This is a genomic window from Mesorhizobium sp. P2_D6, from assembly GCF_056404315.1.
This window is the reverse complement of record NZ_JBFUEG010000016.1, coordinates 20,373-38,535: the sequence shown is the minus strand read 5'-3', so window position 1 is coordinate 38,535 and position 18,163 is coordinate 20,373. Positions and strand designations below refer to the sequence as shown.

The window sequence follows — 18,163 nt, the reverse complement described above, 5'->3', positions numbered from 1 at the left end:
CGAAACCAGCAGCTAACAATTCGATAGTGCATATGGCGCCACTTTACGATGCTGTGACGACGCGGGTATTTCCCAAAGGGGGTCGCATGGCAGAGGGCTGGGACCCGCTGGAACCCTGCAGGCAGGGCTCCACTTCGTATCCGCCCAAGCAGGTTGGATTGTTCGGCCCAGTCTTTCACTGAATGTCAGCGACGCACCCCATTGCGGCTTCCGCTACTCAGCGCTGCGGCTCTTGAATGCCCCTTTGAGATGAGCTCATTCTGAGTAACAACCGCACGGCGTTCCCACGTGTCTGAAACCATGCATCAGTGCGGCTAGCACGCCCTGCGCCTGTTCGCGGTTTCCGGGCCGCCCAGGCACTTACTTGACCTCCAGCTGCTCGAAGTTCGCGCATAGGCCTTACATGACGGATCGGTAGGCCGCGACCGCCGGGAAATTAGGCACCCGGGCGGCTGCGCCAATTGACCAACTTTATGCTTCGATTACTCGGACTCTGAACCTGACACGCGTCGCGATTTCTCTGACATGCCGGCGGCAGGCAAGCTTTCCTTTCTGGCCTTGGCAAACGCTCTGTCACCTTCCAGAAACCCTGCCAGCATGAAAGGTATGAGTTCCGCTACCGTTTCAGACTCGCCATAGGTCTGGCGGTAAAGCGCCGCATAGTCCTTGAGTGTTTGGTTCAGGTCCGCGCTAACGGTGATGGTCATCTTCGAAGGTGTCCGGTCTGGAATTCCAAGTTTCAGATCTGCCATGATTACTCCTGTTCAAGTCGGGTATGGGCGCAGCACAAGATCCTTGTGTACAATCACGCGTAGGGGCCAACCGGGGCGGACGATAATGGTGGGTTGAATATTCAGGTTCTTTTCGGTGATGCGCTGGCCGGCTTGACTGATGTTTTGCTGAGTGGATTCCCAGCTCGCCTTAACTAGGTCGCTTTCGTTTTCCCCAAAGCTCAACTCGGTACCACCGCCCAGTAGCGTCGCTAGAGCAACTCCCTTGATCAGCTGCCAAGTGTGAAAATCGACCTTGTCCTCAAGCCCGGCAGCGCTGGCAGATTGTCGATTTCGATCGAGGAACCGTCGGGCAGGATTATTCGCTGCCAGACCAGCAATGCGCGCCTCTGCCCAAAAGCCACGACGCTGTCATAAGTGCCGATGAGGCGTGAGCCTTGCGGAACGTGCACATTCTCGGTGACCTGTGCGACGACAAGGCCAGGCAAGTCGGAATTTATGCCGGTGACGAGACTGGCCGCAATCATGCTGCCGGCCATCAGTTGGTAGGGTGAGGCCGGCGTCGGCAGCGCGTGCTGATTGTAGGTCCCGCTTGTGTTCCGCTGACTGATAAAATCGAGCTTGCGCTGTTGGTTGTTCTGGTCACCCTCGGCTGGGGCAACGGAAGCTGACGCGCGCGTCGCTCCGGATTGCGGAAGCGCCTCAGACGGCTGCTGCGCACTCGGCCCGCCGCCGGCGACATCTGTCTGTCTGGGTCGATTGTCGATCCGGAATAAGACTTGCGACTCGCGCGCCTCAATTGCTTGCTGGGCAAGGCGCTGCTCCTCGGCGGAGATATCCTGCCCTGGCGCGATGCCGAGCTGACGTTGGCGTTCAAGAATGGGGCGACCGAGGTCGCCGGGCAGTGGCGGTCCGAGCACAGGGACCTTCGGCATGATCCCGGTATAGTCCTTGGGAAGCGCTTCTAGTCCCTCGGCGGGTGGCTTGCGCTCGGTGTTATAGCGGTCCTCTGCCTGGTGCTTGATACGCCATGCCGGTCCTTGAAGCGCCATCATCGTGACGCCCAGAATGGCACCCGATCCGACTGCAGCGATGGCGACGATCACACCGCGCCTGAATCGGACAGCGCGGCGGGGCGAGGCTCGCAATTGCAGCTGCTCGGGATCGAGTTTCGGCGGCGCATCGGATCGGGAAGTATCGGTCATGAGCGCTCCCCTCACCTGCTGGTCCGCGCAAAGAGCGGAATCCGCCGCGGCGGTTGCCGGCCGTCAGTCCTGGTGATGCGCACCACTTGCTGCTGTTTAGCGCCGAGGCGCAGTTCGGCGGCAGCAAAGAGGCGATCGACGATGTAATAGTTGCCGCGCATACGGAAGTTGACGAGCTGGTCATTGTCATCAGCGCCGACGATGAAGAGAGGAGGCGCTTCACCCTGATCAATGCGACGGGGGAATTCGATATAGACCTTGCTGCCATCGTCGAAAGCGCGCATCGGCCTCCAGGGTGGTGTGTCGCCGGTGATTGAATACCGGAAGCGGATATTCTCGAGCGCCACATTCGAAGCTACCGGCATGGCACCCTCGGCTTGAGCGTTGCGCTGGCGTAGCGCGATGATCTGGTCCTCGCTATAGGTCCAAGAGATCGCCGCCATTGAGGTTTTCTCGGTGCTTTGAAGCTGCAAATGGTAGGTGCGTCGATCTGTGGTGATCACCAGATTGGTGGTAAGCCCCGGCGCGAAGGGTTTTACCAGCACATGGTGCGCTGATTGTCACCGGTGCCGCTGACGGTATCGCCGATCACCCAACGCACCGTGTCGCCGGCCGACAGGCTGTTAGCTTCTCGCCCGGCTGGAGTGCGATATCGGTGACGCGCTCCGGTGCGGCGTAGAGCTGATAGAGCGCGCCATCGGCGAATGGATAAACCTGAACCGCATTCATGTACCCATACCTGGTAGGTTGCTGCGTCGCTGCTTTATTGGCATCGGAGACCCGTTCTTCAGGAGAGCGCTTGTCTTCGGCCACCCTGCCCGGATTGGGCTGTAACTGACCGGGTAGCGGCAGCGGCTTTGGCACCTCGACTATCTTGACCGGCTTCTCCGGCGGCTTCTCGATTGCGGCTGGTTTGAAATCGGCAGCATCATAGGAAATCTCAGGCGGCGGTACCGGCTTCGACGCGCAGGCGGAGAGTTGTAGAGGCCGACAGGATCAGCACGGCACGGACCGACGACATTCTATTCTTCATTGGTGGACTCCTTTTGGGGAAACGGACGTCGGCGCAGCACTGTCGAGCTCGCGCGACCAATCGATGGCGTTGATGAAGACGCCGAGCGGGTTGTTGCGCAGTTGGTCAGTATTGCTTGGCGGGCGGATCACGATGGTGAGGATCGCGGTCCAGCGCGTCGTGCTGGCAAGGCTGCAGCGCTCAAAAACCTGCCCATTTGACCTGGAACGAGCTGTCGGAAGCCCTGACCACGCTGGTCACTTGCACCGACACGCTGCGTGTGCCGATCTGACCGGAAGGATCGTTCGCCTTGGCGTACTCGTTGAGAAAGAGCGCCGCGCGGTCGGTGGCGAACCCGGCCGCCAAGGTCAGACAGCCAAGAGCCATGAACCGCCAGTTGCGGGCCTGCACTCGAGATGAGCCTATGCGCTCGTCCCAGAGCTGCGCGGCCTTCTCATACGGCGTGACCGGCTCGGGCGTCTTGCCATAACCTTGAATGGGTCGCTTGAATAGCATTTAGTCGTCCTTGTCGTTGAGAGAGGGATTGGCGCTGCCTCCCGGCCTGTCGCCTTCACGGACGGCCTGCATGGCGGCGTGACTGTGGGCACGGGCTGTCTGTTCGGAACGCAGGCGCCTGGCCCAGCCGGGCGCGGCATCAGCGACCGGACCAGTATGGCTTCCGGTCATGGATGCGGTCGGCGCACCACCGGTCGCGGTCCAGGCAGCTTCGCGCCCGGCATCAACGCTGCGCCCGAAGCCTCCTGCGGCAGACGGTCTGAGGTACAACAAGCCTATCGAGATCGGATCGCGAGGTAGCCCTGCCCGCCATGGGAATTCCTCAGGCGAGTACCGACATATTGGGCGCTGCCTTATAAGTGGAAGGCGCCTTCCCGTTGCCTCTATCGCAGATAAGTTAGCTTCCGGCCTTCGCGCTGGGTTTCCCAGCTGGACTGCGTTTCAGTCTCAATTCGCTGTGCTTCTTGTGAGCCAGACACCATTTCTCGGACGGTGAATTGACGACATTCATTGTCCGACAAGCTCTCGCCGGCGATCTGTTGGGCAGAGGCGGCTATCACCCCGGCCGTGGCACATCCGCGCGCTGCAGAACTTCGATGAGCCGCCGGCTCAAACGCCCAGGCGGATGCAAAGATCCATAGATGCGTTCCGCCAGCGCTAGTTGCCAAGCATATGACCGGCAGTTCGCAACGCGCCTAGGAAGAGGCCGGCATGGTGAGTGACATCGATTTTGGCCTGCATTGACACCGGCATGCTGGTCCAATTCTCCAACGGTGCAACGAAGCGGGAGAAGGTACCGTCGACGACGCAGTAGCGGCTAATAAGGCCTTGTCTGTCCAACGCCAGCACACCAATCTGCCCGCCTCGATATCGGATGGCTGCGAGCCGTTGGACCTTGGCGTCATCATCGATCCGCACATCGAAAAGCAGGTTTCCGCGGCTCCTCGCGGCTATCTCCGCCGCTTTGTCATTGAAGCTCAAGCAGAGTGAGCGGACGCTTTCCACTGCCATCTGGAAAACCAACAAATCCAGTTCATTCACGGCCATGTGGGCAGTTGAGCCAATAAATGGATGATTGCAATGTCGCACACGGCTTGTTCACAGGTGTCGGCGACTGATCGTTCGTGGCTTTCTGTCCGCTGCCGGCGATGAAATATTTGAAGGACGGCGGGTCCCGTATTTCCTGTCGCCTTGGCAACCGCGGCGGCCACCTGCCGGGCGGCAGCGGCAGAGATAATGTCATAGACAGGTGGAAGCGTGGCCTTTCTGCCCTTCAATAGTTCCCTGACCCTACAGATTTGCACGCGCGGCCGCAGCTTGCCGCCCGCCTCAACGGATTCGGCTTCTCTGGCAGCACGTTCCATTGCTGCGGTCGCCTTGTTGAGCGTCACCAGAACGCCAAGCTTCGTGGCTGGCAAGATCGCCAACTTGCTCAAGCTCACGACCTCTATTCGATGGACGGGCACGGCCGTGCATCGCCGCGGCAGGGGACAACATCGTCGTGACCGACCCTCAAGCCCTATATCGTGTCGGCGGGATCGTTCACCAGGAACGGCGAGATCGCCGTGGAGGGCAAGCCCTTCCACATCGTGGCCGTCGGCGGGAGCGGCAAGATCCACGATCAAGCAGCTGAGAAAGATCACGCATATAGCCACGATCCCGCGGTCCAGCCGATCTACATTTGAGGACGACCAGATCAAGCAGCGCGCCCTGTCGAATTTGGGTCCGGGATTGGCAGTTGGTCTATCCCTTCCTGACGATGGAACGCTCGATCCAGTCATGGCTTATAAGGCGGAGAGCGGCGACCAGAGCGCAGATGAGTACGCGCCTACTACGAGATCGGCTATCGCACCAATTCGAGCGGATCACGATCGATGGCGACACCGTGGCTTTCTTCGAGGGCGGGAAGCCGCTTGAGGCCTGCTACGCCGGCGACGGCTGTGAAATCCTGACCTCGAAGAAAGGAAACCGCATGGGCGTCAAATTTCGCTTCGGCGTCGCCTTGGCCTCCTCACACTTGGTTGGCTGACTCAGCGGGCAACCCGGTCGAGAAAAGCGTCGAATGCGGCAGCGACAACGCGCATCGCAAAGCGATGCTGCCGCCGTACGCGGACAAAACCCTTTTCGATGTCCACAATCCCGTCCTTGGCAAGCATCGCCAAGCGTTCAGCTGAATCGAGAAAATGGATCGGATCAGATCCGTGGGCGGCACAGATTGCCGGCACATCGGCCTCGAGATCGCACATTAGTCGCTCGATGATTGCGGCTCGCGCGCGGTCTTCGTCGGTGAGACGGTAGCCCTTTGACGTCGCCAGACGGCCAGCTGCGATGTGCCGGCAGTAGGAATCCCGTGTAACCTCGTTCTGGACGTAGCCCTCGCCGACACGCCCGATAGCCGACGCGCCGAAACCGATCAGGGTTTTGCAGGTGTCGGCCGAGTAGCCCAGCGAGTTGCGCCGCAGGCGACCGGTTTTCTGTGCCAGCGCGAGATCGTCGTCCGGCAAGGCGAAATGGTCGAGCCCGATCTCTCGGTAGCCGGCGGCAATCAGCGTCACGGCAATGGCCGCATCCTGTTCGGCGCGGGCAGCGCTGCCCGGAAGCGATGCCTCCTCGATGAGGCGCTGATTCTTAATAAAGGACGGAATGTGCGAGTAGCCGAACACCGCAAGCCGGTTGGGGCGCATGGCGACCGCCGCCCTCGTGGTCTCGACGCAAGACTGCACCGTTTGATGCGGGAGACCAAAGATGAGGTCGAAGTTGATGCTTGTCACTCCATGCCGACGCAGCATTTCGACGGCAGCCGCCGTCTGCGCCTCACTCTGGACCCGGTTGATCGCTTTTTGAACAATGGGATCGAAGCTCTGCACGCCGAGGCTCGCGCGGTTCACGCCGGCTGCTTGCAAGGCTTCGGCCATATCGGCCGTGAACCTGCGTGGATCGATCTCGACGGCGATCGTAGCTGTTTCCGCAAGCGCAAAGTGGCGGCGCAGGAATTCCGTCAGGGCGAGGAACTCAACTGGCCCCATGAGAGTTGGCGTTCCGCCGCCGAAATGCACATCGCTCACGGGCAGCGCCTGCGGCGCGTGCTCCGAGACCAAACGTATCTCGTCACGCAGCGCCGCCAGATAATTAACGATCGGCGCATCATGGCGGGTGATGGTGGTGGGGAAGCCGCAATACCAGCACTTTGATCGGCAGAACGGAACGTGCAAGTAGAGTGACGCCGGATCGTTAGCCGGTAGGTTCCTGAGCCATTCCTCATAAGCGTCGGCGCCGACCGCCCCAGAGAACTCCGCGACAGTCGGATAGATGGTGTACCAAGGCAGGCGGGCTTCGCGATGTTTTGTGGTCTGCAACAGTTACCGTCCCATGTTGTTGCCTTCCATCCTTACCACTGCGCTCTCCTGTGTCTTTGCGCTATATCAGTCCGGTCCGCTTTGGGCCCGATTATTTCGCAGCGATAGCCCCATTCAGCCTTGGCTGGACAGCGATGGTATGAGCACGCACGCGCTGGTCAGCGACAAGCGCCCTGGGTTTCCCGTCGAGACTTTCCCGCACACCGTTTGGTGCTACTATCCTATCCCCTCCCTTCAGCGTCCGATGGATCGCAGCATGCCCCATCCGACCAGTCGATTCGGCGTTGGGACCAGACTTTTGCTCGCCGGCTGGTGCGTAAGACGGCCTCACGTAGCGATACCTGGCATCTCGATGAGTTCGTCGTATTAATTGCCGGCACGAGGCTTTGGCTGTGGCGCACCGTCTGTCAGAGCGGGAATTGTGCTCGAGGAGGCCGTCCAGGTCCGCCCCTGCCAAGGCTGCAAGCCGGATGAACCAATTTAGAAAGTAGCGCTACGCCAGGCGCATGATCACCGACAAATCGCGCTCCTGTGGCCCGGCAAAGCGCCGGAGTGAAGCGCAACTCAAGCATCGCTCGCAGCTGACAATCGAGCGAATTCGCATGTGCTTCCGTAAAAACAAAAATGGCCCATGCACGGCTTCCGATTCAGAGAGGGGCTTACAACGGCTCGTCTCGACCTTCCCGCCTTTTGGAACCACTTTGTCCGGACTAGCTGGAAAGCTGGTGCACCTCGCCACCGCCGAGGTGTGGCCCTTCGCCCTAACGAGGACGCTTACGCCTAGGCATGTCGGCATCAGTGGGGCATCTCGGCTGACGTACCGAGCGGTGCACTCGCATGATGTCAACAATGTCGAGGCTCAAAACAAACAAAAGCTATCGCCATTGAACGATACTGTCGCGAAGCGAACAGACGAACCATGTCCGAAACATTTGCTTTTCGTGCTCAGCTTGACCCTCAGAGCAAAAAAGGAAACGCATTCCAAGGTCCGACGGCAAACTTGAGTGTCAATCGTAGCTTGGTCGTGAGGTTGGCACGTCACTTGCGGGGTGATTTTCGAAGCCGTTGTGACGGTACGCCCGCAGCTATCGGAGATAATCATGGCGATCAACTCGGAAGTGTTTGATTCCTCTCCGGGCATTTCAAGCAGGTGATATGAGAACAACAACTTATCGTGTGAAAGTATGATTCAGCTTCATCGCCCCTGTTGTTGAATAATTATTATGATCCGCGTGTCACACTGCGATAGGCGCAGCGCGATGTGCATCGTTTTCGATTGTGGGGACAGGAAGGGCTGGCTCGTTCGTTGACGTCCCCTTCTTCAATATTTGAACGGAGATCAAGAATGAACATCAGGAGCCTCCTGCTCGGCTCAGCTGCGGCCCTGATCGCCGTTTCCTCTGCCCGAGCCGCCGACGCCATCGTCCTGGCCGAGCCTGAGCCCGTTGAATATGTCAAGATCTGCGACGTTTACGGCGCTGGTTACTACTACATCCCCGGCACCGAGACCTGCCTGCGCATCGGCGGCTATGTCCGTTACGACATCGGCCTCGGCGATGTCGTATCGTATGACCAAGCTAGAACCACGGATGTGAAGACTGGCGAGGCCCAGGCCATATGGCAAAACCACACGCGCTTCACATTCAAAACTTGGACCGGGCAAGAGACCGAACTCGGTACATTGCAGACCTACATCCAGACCCGCATGAACTACGGCAAGCACACCACCTATTCCGGTTCGGACAGTCCTCGATACTATGCCTTCAGCCAAGGCATCACGTTGACTTTCGCCTGGGTTCAGCTTGGTGGCCTCCGAGTTGGCAAGGACTGGTCCGCCTTCGACATGTTTATTGGCTACGCGGGCGACGTGCTCAATCAGATGCTTATCCCGTACGGCGCCTTCGATACTAATGTGGTTCAGTACTACTTTGACGCCGGTAACGGCTTTTCGGCTGTGGTTTCACTCGAAGAAGGCTCGGGCCTGGTCGGCACCATCGACAGCTACGTTCCGCACCTAGTCGGTGGAGTGAAATACACACAACACTGGGGCGCGATCACCGGCGTTGTCGCTTATGATAGCAACTACGAATCGGTCGCCGGCAAGGTCCGCATCGACGTCGATGTTACCGACCAACTCTCGCTATTCGGAATGTTCGGCTACGGCTCCAGCGGCAAGCTCAACGATGACGTCACTAACGCAATCGACGCTCATGGTCGCGGGTTCTACAAAAGTTGGGGCGGTAACTGGGCTTTCTGGGCCGGCGCCACTTACAAGCTCAATGAGACAACGTCGTTGAATCTTCAGCTCTCGGGTGATCAGCTCAGGAACTATGGTGTCGCTGCAAACGTTGCCTATGCGTTTCTTGCAGATTTCACAATTACAGCCGAACTCGACTATGACCGCTACGGCGACTTCGCCGTCGGCAAGGTCGACCCTTCCATTAGCTGGGCTAATGCCAACAAAAAGAGCAGTGTCGGCGGCATCCTCCGTTTCGAACGTTCATTCTAACGGGAGGAAGAGCTTCATCTCGAGCGGCGAATGACGATTATGCGGGGGACCTGCCACGCCTGCGGCAGATAAGCCCTGACACGTTTGCAATCGGATACAGCTGCGATTAGGGCGCGGCCGATGCCCCGCTTGCCGGGATGTGACAGCTGGTAAAGCGTTGCGGCAGGTTTGCTGGCGGTCCCGGCGCTTGCGCTGACGCGTGCGGCGCAGTCCGGCGACACGGTGGAGGCCGCCGGCAGATGGGTGGGCGCGTGATCGCCGAAGCAATCGCCGAACTCGCCCAGGATCCCAGCTTCGATAACGACTGAATCGGCGGCGACCCAATGCAACCTTGGCTTCCGGAGACCGCGCTGACCGCCGCCGGCCTGACCGCGCTCGCCGCGCAGGATGCTTCGGACAAGCAAATCACCTGCGTCAAGGCGCCCTTCAAGTCGCTGATCGACCATGTCTTTGTCTCGCCCAATCTCGTGCCGTGCGGCCACGATTTCATGATCCTCGCGCTCGACCGAACCATCGAGCGGTTCCTGGAAGTGTCCGATCATCGCCCGGTCCTCTTGCGACTGGCCGGGCCTATCGGTGAGCGTTAGATCCAGAACGAGGTTACACGGGATTCCTACAGCCCGCACATCGCAGCTGGCCGCCTGGCAAAGTCACGGGACAACCGTCTCACCGACGAAGACCGCGGCGAGCCGCAATCATCGAGCGAGGACGAAATAGTGGACAACGAAGGGTTTTATCCGCATGCGGCAGGAGGATCGCTTTGTGGTTAGCGCTATTGCTGCGTATTCGATGCTTTTCTCGACCGGGTTTGCCCGTAGGCACAGCCAAGCAGCGTGAGGGGAGGCCAAAGGGATAACCAATCGTCGCTAAACGGCATGCTCCAGCAAATAACGGCAAGGCGGTAGCGGCGCGCTTGAGCGCCGGTTGAAGTGCTTGGAGTTTTTCCGAATGGGCGAGCGTTGCGACTAATGAAGGCGTCACATCATTCGACGGTGACTGATTTTGCCAGGTTGCGTGGCTGGTCGAGATCTGTGCCCATGAAGAGCGCCGTGTGGTACGCAAGAAGCTGTATCGGCAGCGAGAAGATCATCGGCGCGATAATCTCGTCGGTGGCCGGCAGCACGATCGTGTGCATCGTATCGAGTTTCGATGCGGCTGCCCCTTTTCCATCGGTGATGAGGATAATGCGCCCTCCGCGGGCGGCCACTTCCTGCATGTTGGAGAGGGTCTTGTCGAAAAAGCGATCATGTGGCGCGATGACGATCACTGGCATGTTCTCGTCTATCAATGCGATAGGACCGTGCTTCAATTCACCCGCCGCATAGCCTTCAGCGTGGATGTAGGAAATCTCCTTGAGCTTCAGCGCACCCTCCATCGCCAGCGGGAAATTTGTGCCACGGCCGAGATAAAGGACATGATGACACTTTGACAGTTCGCGCGACAGAAGCTCAATCTCCGGCTGGATGCTGTCCAGTACCTGCCTCATGAGGCGCGGCAATTCGGTGAGGCTCTCGACGAGCGCCTGCACCTCATCTTCGGTCACGGTTCCGCGGGCCTTGGCTGCGTGGATGGCGAGTGCGGCAAGAGCGGCTAGCTGGCAGGTGAAGGCCTTGGTGGAGGCGACGCCGATCTCTGGGCCGGCAAGGATCGGGAAGACCACATCGGCCTCCCGAGCGATGGTCGATTCGCGCGCATTGACGACAGCGCCAATTTTCAGCCCAAGCTGCTTGCAGTACCTCAGCGATGCCAGCGTATCGGCGGTTTCGCCCGACTGTGAAATGAACAGAGCCGCAGACTGCGGCGACAACGGAATCTCGCGATAGCGGAATTCGGATGCAACATCTATTTCGACCGGCAGGCGCGCATAGCGCTCGAACCAGTATTTTCCGATCAGCCCGGCGAGATATGCGGTGCCGCAGGCAGAGATCGCCAAGCTCGGGATCTTGGCGAAGTCGATGCCAAAAACCGCATCGGCACCATTTTCGATGAAATTGATATAATGACCGAGCGCATCGGCGATGACCTCGGGCTGCTCGAGGATTTCCTTCTCCATGAAGTGGCGATGGTTGCCCTTGTTGGCCAGAGTGGCCACGGCCACGGAGGTCTGGCGCGGACGCGCGACGGGGTGGCCGTCGTAATCAAAGATATCAGCGCCCGTCCTGCCGACAACGGCCCAGTCACCGTCGATGAGATAGGTGATTTCATTCGTGAATGGAGCAAGCGCGATCGCGTCGGAGCCCAGGAACATTTCGCCGTCGCCGTGACCGATCGCCAGCGGTGGTCCATTGCGCGCCGCAATGATGGTCGACGGATCATCCTCAAAGAGGATGGCAAGCGCGTAGGCACCCCTGACGCTTTTCAGCATGGCATGCACCGCCTCACCACGCCTCATGCCCTCCCGGCGGTGCCTTGCCAAGAGATGCGCAAGGACCTCAGTGTCGGTGTCGGTCTGGAACTCGGCTCCCGTCGCCGCCAATTCGTCTTTCAGTTCGGCGAAATTCTCGATGATGCCGTTATGGACGACGGCCACACCATCCGTGAAGTGCGGGTGTGCATTGCGTTCCGTCGGTGGCCCATGGGTTGCCCAGCGGGTGTGGGCGATGCCGATGGTACCACCCAGCGGCTCTTCCTTGAGTCTCCTCTCGAGATTGACGAGCTTGCCCTCCGCGCGCCGGCGGTGCAAGGTGCCCTCGGTGATCGTCGCAATGCCGGCCGAATCATAGCCGCGGTATTCCAGACGCTTCAATGCGTCGACCAGGCGTTCCGACACCGGCTGTTGCCCAACGATGCCAACAATTCCGCACATGTTCTTCTCCGAATTCTTCCCGGCAGCCTTAGCCGACGCAGACGAGGGACGCCGCCCGGCATGCGCTCAGTTAGAGTCTTCTAATGGAATCCGGTAAGTTCGGTAAAATTGATTGTTGGGATAGCCATCATCCACGCCATGGATGAACTAAACCTCAGTCCAATGCGGGTGATGTGAACCGGGGGCGTACGCTTCCGCCTTCAACGGGCTGCGCATATCATGGCCGGCGCCCTCACCTGCGTTAATAGCATGCAAGCCGGCCGGAGGAGACGGGGAATACTTGGGCCGAGTGCGAATGGGTAGCCCCGCACTCTTTGATCTCGCCGTTCAATTGTGCGGACGCTGCTTCATGCATCATTCCTCGGTTTGCTTCTCCAGGCCGGACGCAATGACTCCTTTCGGCGACGAGAAGCAAACCCTCTTCCGATCCCTGGGGCCACGCACCACGTCTTGGCTATCCGCATGGGCCGTGCGGCAGGCCGAGAATCGGTTGCCACGGTACCGGCCCATTCAGACGTCCCCTCCAGCGGATGCGCAACAGGCTGGCGTGAGAGATCTCGAAAACCCGGCCACCGCCTCCGTTTTGCCGACGGGCTGCGGCTTTCCGATGCGCGACAATGGCCACGTTGCGAGGCGAAGGATCCGTTCCATACGCGTATCGGTCACCGTCACGATCCGGGTGAGATTGTTGGCCAAGCCGAATTCGATCATGCCGGCGAAGAGCTCGTAGGTTGCTTGGGCAAGGCCGCCTGCCGCCTTGGGCGTTGATGGGGGCAAATCGAGCGCGAAACGGCTGCTTTCCCATATGTCAGGACTCGCGGGCGCCACAGCCTCACCCAGCAGCGCCGGGAATGTGTCGCGCAACATGGTCGGCCCAGTGGTTGGCAAGAGGCGCACGCAGCCACGAATTCGCCAATCGGATCCCTTGAGCAGCAGATAGACAGGCTTCAAGTCGTCAAAGGTGTCTGTTTCCATTTCGCTTCCGGTCTGAACTTCCCAATCGCAAAGCGCACAGCGATGCAGCCTGGAGACGTTTACAGCTATCCTCGCGGACGGATCCGGATCTCGCCTGACCGGAGGCAGCCAGCCTGGCAACCGCATGGATCGTCCGAACGCGAGCTTTGCTTGGCATTTTCCAGATGGAAGGTCCCCTTGGCCTTTGAGACCTGCTTTCCAAGGCGTATTCGCGAGTTTTATCCATGCCTTTATGGTCTTGGAGAGCGTGGCGGGCAGGCTACACAGTGGGTGGCCGAGAGGTCGGGAATCAGTTGGAATGGAGGAATTCGTCTCGCCAAAGAGGGGATCCTTTGCAATGCACTGCCTGCCCGACACTGCCGCTTCAACGTTACGCGCCACATACCGCCGAGTAACAGCCGGACCGGCGACGCCGGCTGTGCTGGTTGTTGGCCTGATCAGCGGCAGCACGGTGAATCTGAGCCACGTCGCCAGCCATTTCTACGGACCGGCGAGCGTAGCCTCCAACGATCGCCGGCGGCGACGCTTCTTCCAGTTTACCAGTTCGACGAGGACTGGCTGGCGTGTACGCTGGTGGCGCGGCTCAACCTACGCCCGCCCTTGCGGCTGTGCCTTGACTGCACCAATTGGAAGCAAGGACATAAGGTCGCATCAAGGAGCGAGGCAATATGCATCGTCGTAACCTGATTAGAGGATTCATCGCGCTGGGCGTGTGCCCGATCTGCGCCCAGACCGCGCGTGCGGCCAGCGCCCATTGGGGATATGGCGGCTCGGTCGGGCCGGAGCATTGGGCCGATCTGGACACGAGAAATTTCGCCTGTTCGGCGGGCAGGCAGCAGTCACCCATCGACATCGCCGGCACGGTAAAGGCGGATATACCGCGCATCGACATCAGTTGGCTCAAGGGCGGCGGCAGGATGGTGAACAACGGCCACACCATTCAAATCAACATGCCGGAAGGCAGCACCTTGACTCGCGGGGATCGCGTCTACCAACTGGCACAGTTGCATTTCCATGCGCCGAGCGAGCATCACGTGGCGGGCATGAGCTTCCCGATGGAAGCGCATTTTGTCCATAAAGACAAAAAGAGCGATACTCTGGGTGTGCTGAGCGCCCTTCTTACGCCTGGCGCGACAAATATCAGCTTTGCCGGTCTCGCCAAGGTCTTTCCGGCCCGGCCCGGCGAGGAGATGGCAGTTGACGAGTTCGATCCCAACGGGCTTTTGCCGGCCTCGCTCGGCTACTGGACCTATGAGGGATCATTAACGACTCCGCCCTGCACCGAAAACGTGGAGTGGATGGTTGCAATGGAACCGGTCGAGGTCGACACCGCAGACATCAAGCGGTTTACGACGCTTTACGCATCTAACGCGCGGTCGATCCGTCCCTCCAATCGGCGCTTCATCCTAGGCCTCAGCTAAGGTCATCGCGCGCGTCAAGCAAAACCGCGGTAACAATCGGGGGATTTCGAACAGTACGACGCCACCCTGGTGGCGCTGGCATCGACCATAATGCCCTAGGGTTCACAACAGCATGACCGGATCATGGGGAACTTGTGGGCCGCTTGCTTGCGGAGAACTGGGTGGCGTCACCGACACCCGTACACTCCGGCCTGGATCTGCTTGATCAGGGATTGATAAATTCGACGGGTCGCTCCCGTGCTGCGAGAACCTTCCTTATACTGGACCAATTAAAATCTCCAAAAGTGGCAGTTTAGTTTGGACCAGTAAACTGCAATATTGGCTTGCAGTCAGGGAAGCGATCGTGACTGGTCGCGCCGGTCATGGATTGCTTGCGCGCGAACTGATGGAGTTGCCTGGATGTTTGAGGGTCCCATCATCGACGGTCGAATTAAGAATATTGCATCGGGATTTAGAGCCGTGAGCGTCTACGTCGATGCCACTTCAGCTGGAGAAGGACGTTTCGATCCCCGATTGCTTGGTGAAGCCTGCGATTGCGCGTTGGCGGATGGCCCGGCTTGGGCAGAAGCTCATCTGGCGAGTTGGTCCGACGCCGACGTCGTCTTTGGCGCGAAGCCTAACCGTACGCCGTGCTCAGCCCAGGCCCTCAGAAAGCGGGTTCTGAAAGACGGCACTCTTTCGACGATCAACCCGATCGTCGATCTCTACAACGCCATCAGCCTGAAATACGCAGTCCCGGTGGGTGGAGAGAATTTTGACGCCTATGTCGGAAGACCCCACCTGACGATCGCTGACGGGAGTGAGACGTTCGACACCATGGTGAATGGAGAGGCGGTCAACGATGCTCCCTTGCCCGGTGAGGTCATCTGGCGCGACGACATTGGCGTCACCTGCCGACGCTGGAACTGGCGACAGGGCACTCGAACCCGCCTGAAGACCCTAACAGGCCGGATGTGGTTCGTATTGGAGGCGTTGGAGACCATGCCGGACGATGCATTGGCAGAGGCGACGGATGCCATGGTCGGAGGGCTGAATGCCTTGATGCCTGGCTGCAAAATCGCGAGCCAAGAAATTGCCATCGCCGGATGAGGTTTCCGGTCGAGCGAGCGGATCCATGGCCGCCCGGGGCATCCGGCGCGATCGATCCGATCGAGATTATCAAGGGCTGAGAGAATGAATGTCGATCTCCATCAGTTGCTCATCGTCTTTGCTGCATATGTCATTGCCGCGGGGAGCCCCGGCCCGAGCAACATGCGCATTATGGGGGTTGCGATGGCGCGCGGCAGAGGTGCTGCGCTCATGCTCGCCTCCGGCGTCGTCAGCGGCTCGATCTTTTGGGGTTTTATGGCCTCCACCGGCATCTCCGCCCTGTTGGCCAGGTACGCCCAGGCACTGCTCGTTCTGCAGGTTTTCGGGGGGCTTTACCTGCTATTCCTCGCCTTCAGGGCGGGACGGTCGGCGCTTACGTCGAACGAGAAGCTGGCGGTGCGCGCATCGACCGACCAAGTCGCTCTTTCGCGGGGTGAGCTCTATAGGAAGGGCCTCTTGATGCATTTGGCGAACCCAAAATCCGTGCTAGCATGGATCGCGCTCGTCACGCTGGGGATCGGCCCGAATTCATCGTGGCAGAGCATCGCGGCGATATTGGGTGGCTGCGCCATCCTAAGTGTCACGATATTCTGCGGCTACGCCATTGTCTTCTCCACACCGCCTATGGTGGCTCTGTATCGCCGCTGCCGCCGCTGGATCGAAAGTCTGTTGGCGATGTTCTTCGCGTTCGCCGGGCTGCGTATGCTGCTTTCCCGTATATAGTTTCGAAAGGAATGGATGATGACTTTGTTTCGCGGCCTGTCGGCGTTCCCCCTTACGCCAACCGATGCGGAAGGGCATGTCGACACCGAGGGTCTGGCTCGTTTTCTCGAGCGTATTCAACGCGCCGGAGCGGACTCCATCGGCCTTCTGGGGAGCACGGGCGGTTATGCTTACCTCACCAGGGAAGAACGCAAGCGTGCCGTTCAGGCTGCCGTGGAATGCATCGGCGGCAAAACGCCTCTTGTCGTGGGTGTGGGTGCATTGCGTACCGATGAAGCTCAGGCTCTGGCGCGCGATGCCAAATCCGCTGGCGCTGACGGCCTGCTCCTGGCACCGATGTCCTACGTTCCCCTGAACGAGGACGAAGTCTTCCAGCACTTCGTCGCGGTGGCCGAGGCGGGGGAATTGCCTTTGTGCATATATAACAATCCAAGCACCACGCGCTTCACATTCAGCGACGCATTGATCGCCCGGCTGTCAGAGGTGTCCAACATCGTCGCGGTGAAAATGCCTCTGGCAGCGAATGACGATTACGCGGGGGAACTGGCACGTTTGCGGTCGATGACGCCTGACACGTTCACAATCGGATACAGCGGCGATTGGGGCGCGGCGGATGCCCTGCTTGCCGGATGTGACACCTGGTACAGCGTTGCGGCAGGTCTGCTGGCGGTCCCGGCGCTTGCGCTGACGCGTGCAGCGCAGTCCGGCGACGCGGCGGAGTCCACTCGGTTGAACCGCGCTTTCGGGCCGCTCTGGACCTTGTTCAAACACTACGGCAGCTTCCGCGTTATGTTCGTCATCGCCGACTACCTCGGTCTGGCGCACGTCCAGCCACCGCGCCCTATTTTGCCGTTGCCGGAGGACGCCGGAGATGACATTAGGCAGGCATTGGAGAAGCTCGAATAGCCGAGCAATGGCATGCCCAGTGCAACTGTTAGTTAGGCACCCGGCGCGCAGGCGTTCCGCGCACCGTTCGAGATGGAAGTTGGGCGGCGCAGAATTGGATCGGGTTGGTCGCGCTTTGGCTTTGCGGTCTCTTCGGTGGTGAAATGGTCGCAACGTTATCGTGCTCCGGTAGCGCCGGGAAGATGGGCGGCCATCGCAAACGCGTTCTGCAGCCGCATCGAACTTTCATCCGCGACCAAACGACCGGAAGTAGAATTTCGAGCTGATCGTAGGCCGCTCGCTGCCTGAAGAGGGTGCTCCGCGCTACATCGGTTTCGTCTATGGCTATGATCGCGAGCCGCAACGGCGCATTCTCGACCATCTCAAGAAGCAGCCCGTCCAAGCCAATCAGGATCTCACCTTCATCACCGACGGTAGGGAAGAATCGCCGACTGGTTCCATATCACCGTGCGCATCAGGCAGTTCGTGCAAGGGCTCGAAAACCAGGACGAGCAGACCGGACAGGACCTGCTCGAAACTCTGCGCAGGATCAAATGGCATCTCTGGCATGTTGACGTCTATCGGGCCCGTCACGAAATCGCCGACCTGCAATTCGACGCGGAAGGTCTCGAAACAGGCTAGCCGAACATGCGCAAGTTCCTGACCGCCATCGGCGAGTTCACCAGGCCTACATCGCCTCCAACAGTGCCAGCCTGATTAATTACGGCGACGTTAGCGGTCCGGAGATCGCATCTCTTCGGCCCTCGTCAAGGCCACCGTCAACGCCGTTCCAAGCGGGTCGCCAACAAATGGCAGATGCAGTGGAGCAGGATCGGCGCACATCTTCTGCTGCAAACCCGCACGCAGATCCTCGATGACCGTCCCGACGCGCTTGGCGTGCAGCCCCTCACCTCGCCCGCGCCCCGCGGTGGTTC

General features: G+C 59.6%; 12 protein-coding genes and 6 pseudogenes. 9 read left to right on the top strand and 9 right to left on the bottom strand.

Annotated elements, in window-relative coordinates; genetic code table 11:
- Positions 1–482: 482 nt before the first annotated feature.
- The 6 genes and pseudogenes from AC1D1L_RS26220 to AC1D1L_RS26195 form a co-directional block, all read right to left on the bottom strand.
- Complete coding sequence (locus AC1D1L_RS26220) at positions 483–752, bottom strand: DUF2274 domain-containing protein (protein WP_436175216.1); 270 nt, start codon at positions 750–752, stop codon at positions 483–485.
- A gap of 12 nt (positions 753–764) precedes the next feature.
- Positions 765–1,258 (bottom strand): annotated as a pseudogene (locus AC1D1L_RS26215) (TraB/TrbI/VirB10 family type IV secretion system protein).
- A gap of 689 nt (positions 1,259–1,947) precedes the next feature.
- A pseudogene (gene trbG, locus AC1D1L_RS26210) lies at positions 1,948–2,957 on the bottom strand (P-type conjugative transfer protein TrbG).
- An 8-nt stretch (positions 2,958–2,965) separates the two neighbouring features.
- Positions 2,966–3,464 (bottom strand): annotated as a pseudogene (locus AC1D1L_RS26205) (VirB8/TrbF family protein).
- Between the two features lie 657 nt (positions 3,465–4,121).
- On the bottom strand, positions 4,122–4,511 hold the full coding sequence (locus AC1D1L_RS26200; protein ID WP_477344244.1) for a hypothetical protein: 390 nt from the start codon (positions 4,509–4,511) through the stop codon (positions 4,122–4,124).
- Positions 4,502–4,900: a hypothetical protein gene (locus AC1D1L_RS26195; RefSeq protein WP_477344243.1), complete on the bottom strand. Its 399-nt coding sequence runs from the start codon at positions 4,898–4,900 to the stop codon at positions 4,502–4,504. Before AC1D1L_RS26195 ends, AC1D1L_RS26200 begins: the two co-directional genes overlap by 10 nt.
- 302 nt (positions 4,901–5,202) lie before the next feature.
- On the opposite strand from AC1D1L_RS26195, the gene AC1D1L_RS26190 reads away from it, so the two are divergent.
- On the top strand, positions 5,203–5,493 hold the full coding sequence (locus AC1D1L_RS26190; RefSeq protein WP_436175212.1) for a ZinT/AdcA family metal-binding protein: 291 nt from the start codon (positions 5,203–5,205) through the stop codon (positions 5,491–5,493).
- A 1-nt stretch (position 5,494) separates the two neighbouring features.
- Here the strand turns inward: AC1D1L_RS26190 and hemN are convergent, their stop codons facing one another.
- Complete coding sequence (gene hemN / locus AC1D1L_RS26185) at positions 5,495–6,820, bottom strand: oxygen-independent coproporphyrinogen III oxidase (protein WP_477344242.1); 1,326 nt, start codon at positions 6,818–6,820, stop codon at positions 5,495–5,497.
- Positions 6,821–8,165: 1,345 nt separating this feature from the next.
- Between hemN and AC1D1L_RS26180 the strand changes: the two genes are divergently transcribed.
- Both AC1D1L_RS26180 and AC1D1L_RS26175 read left to right on the top strand, forming a co-directional pair.
- On the top strand, positions 8,166–9,329 hold the full coding sequence (locus tag AC1D1L_RS26180; RefSeq protein WP_477344240.1) for a porin: 1,164 nt from the start codon (positions 8,166–8,168) through the stop codon (positions 9,327–9,329).
- Between the two features lie 323 nt (positions 9,330–9,652).
- On the top strand, positions 9,653–9,916 hold the full coding sequence (locus AC1D1L_RS26175; protein WP_436175209.1) for a hypothetical protein: 264 nt from the start codon (positions 9,653–9,655) through the stop codon (positions 9,914–9,916).
- A gap of 395 nt (positions 9,917–10,311) precedes the next feature.
- Here AC1D1L_RS26175 and glmS read toward each other — a convergent pair whose 3' ends face one another.
- Together glmS and AC1D1L_RS26165 are read right to left on the bottom strand one after the other, a co-directional pair.
- Complete coding sequence (gene glmS / locus AC1D1L_RS26170) at positions 10,312–12,135, bottom strand: glutamine--fructose-6-phosphate transaminase (isomerizing) (RefSeq protein WP_436175208.1); 1,824 nt, start codon at positions 12,133–12,135, stop codon at positions 10,312–10,314.
- 454 nt (positions 12,136–12,589) lie between these two features.
- Positions 12,590–13,236: pseudogene (locus AC1D1L_RS26165) on the bottom strand (acyl-homoserine-lactone synthase).
- 542 nt (positions 13,237–13,778) lie between these two features.
- On the opposite strand from AC1D1L_RS26165, the gene AC1D1L_RS26160 reads away from it, so the two are divergent.
- From AC1D1L_RS26160 to AC1D1L_RS26135, 6 genes and pseudogenes are all read left to right on the top strand, one after another.
- Positions 13,779–14,531 (top strand): carbonic anhydrase, encoded by a 753-nt coding sequence (locus tag AC1D1L_RS26160; protein ID WP_436175207.1) that lies wholly within the window; start codon positions 13,779–13,781, stop codon positions 14,529–14,531.
- 399 nt (positions 14,532–14,930) lie between these two features.
- On the top strand, positions 14,931–15,620 hold the full coding sequence (locus tag AC1D1L_RS26155; RefSeq protein ID WP_436175206.1) for a B3/B4 domain-containing protein: 690 nt from the start codon (positions 14,931–14,933) through the stop codon (positions 15,618–15,620).
- 84 nt (positions 15,621–15,704) lie between these two features.
- Positions 15,705–16,343 (top strand): LysE family translocator, encoded by a 639-nt coding sequence (locus tag AC1D1L_RS26150; RefSeq protein WP_436175205.1) that lies wholly within the window; start codon positions 15,705–15,707, stop codon positions 16,341–16,343.
- An 18-nt stretch (positions 16,344–16,361) separates the two neighbouring features.
- Entirely contained in the window at positions 16,362–17,249 is an 888-nt protein-coding gene (locus AC1D1L_RS26145; RefSeq protein ID WP_436175433.1) for a dihydrodipicolinate synthase family protein, read from the top strand.
- Between the two features lie 111 nt (positions 17,250–17,360).
- Positions 17,361–17,488 (top strand): annotated as a pseudogene (locus AC1D1L_RS26140) (IS630 family transposase); the annotation flags it as partial.
- 14 nt (positions 17,489–17,502) lie between these two features.
- Positions 17,503–18,104: pseudogene (locus AC1D1L_RS26135) on the top strand (ISKra4 family transposase); the annotation flags it as partial.
- Between the last annotated feature and the right edge of the window lie 59 nt (positions 18,105–18,163).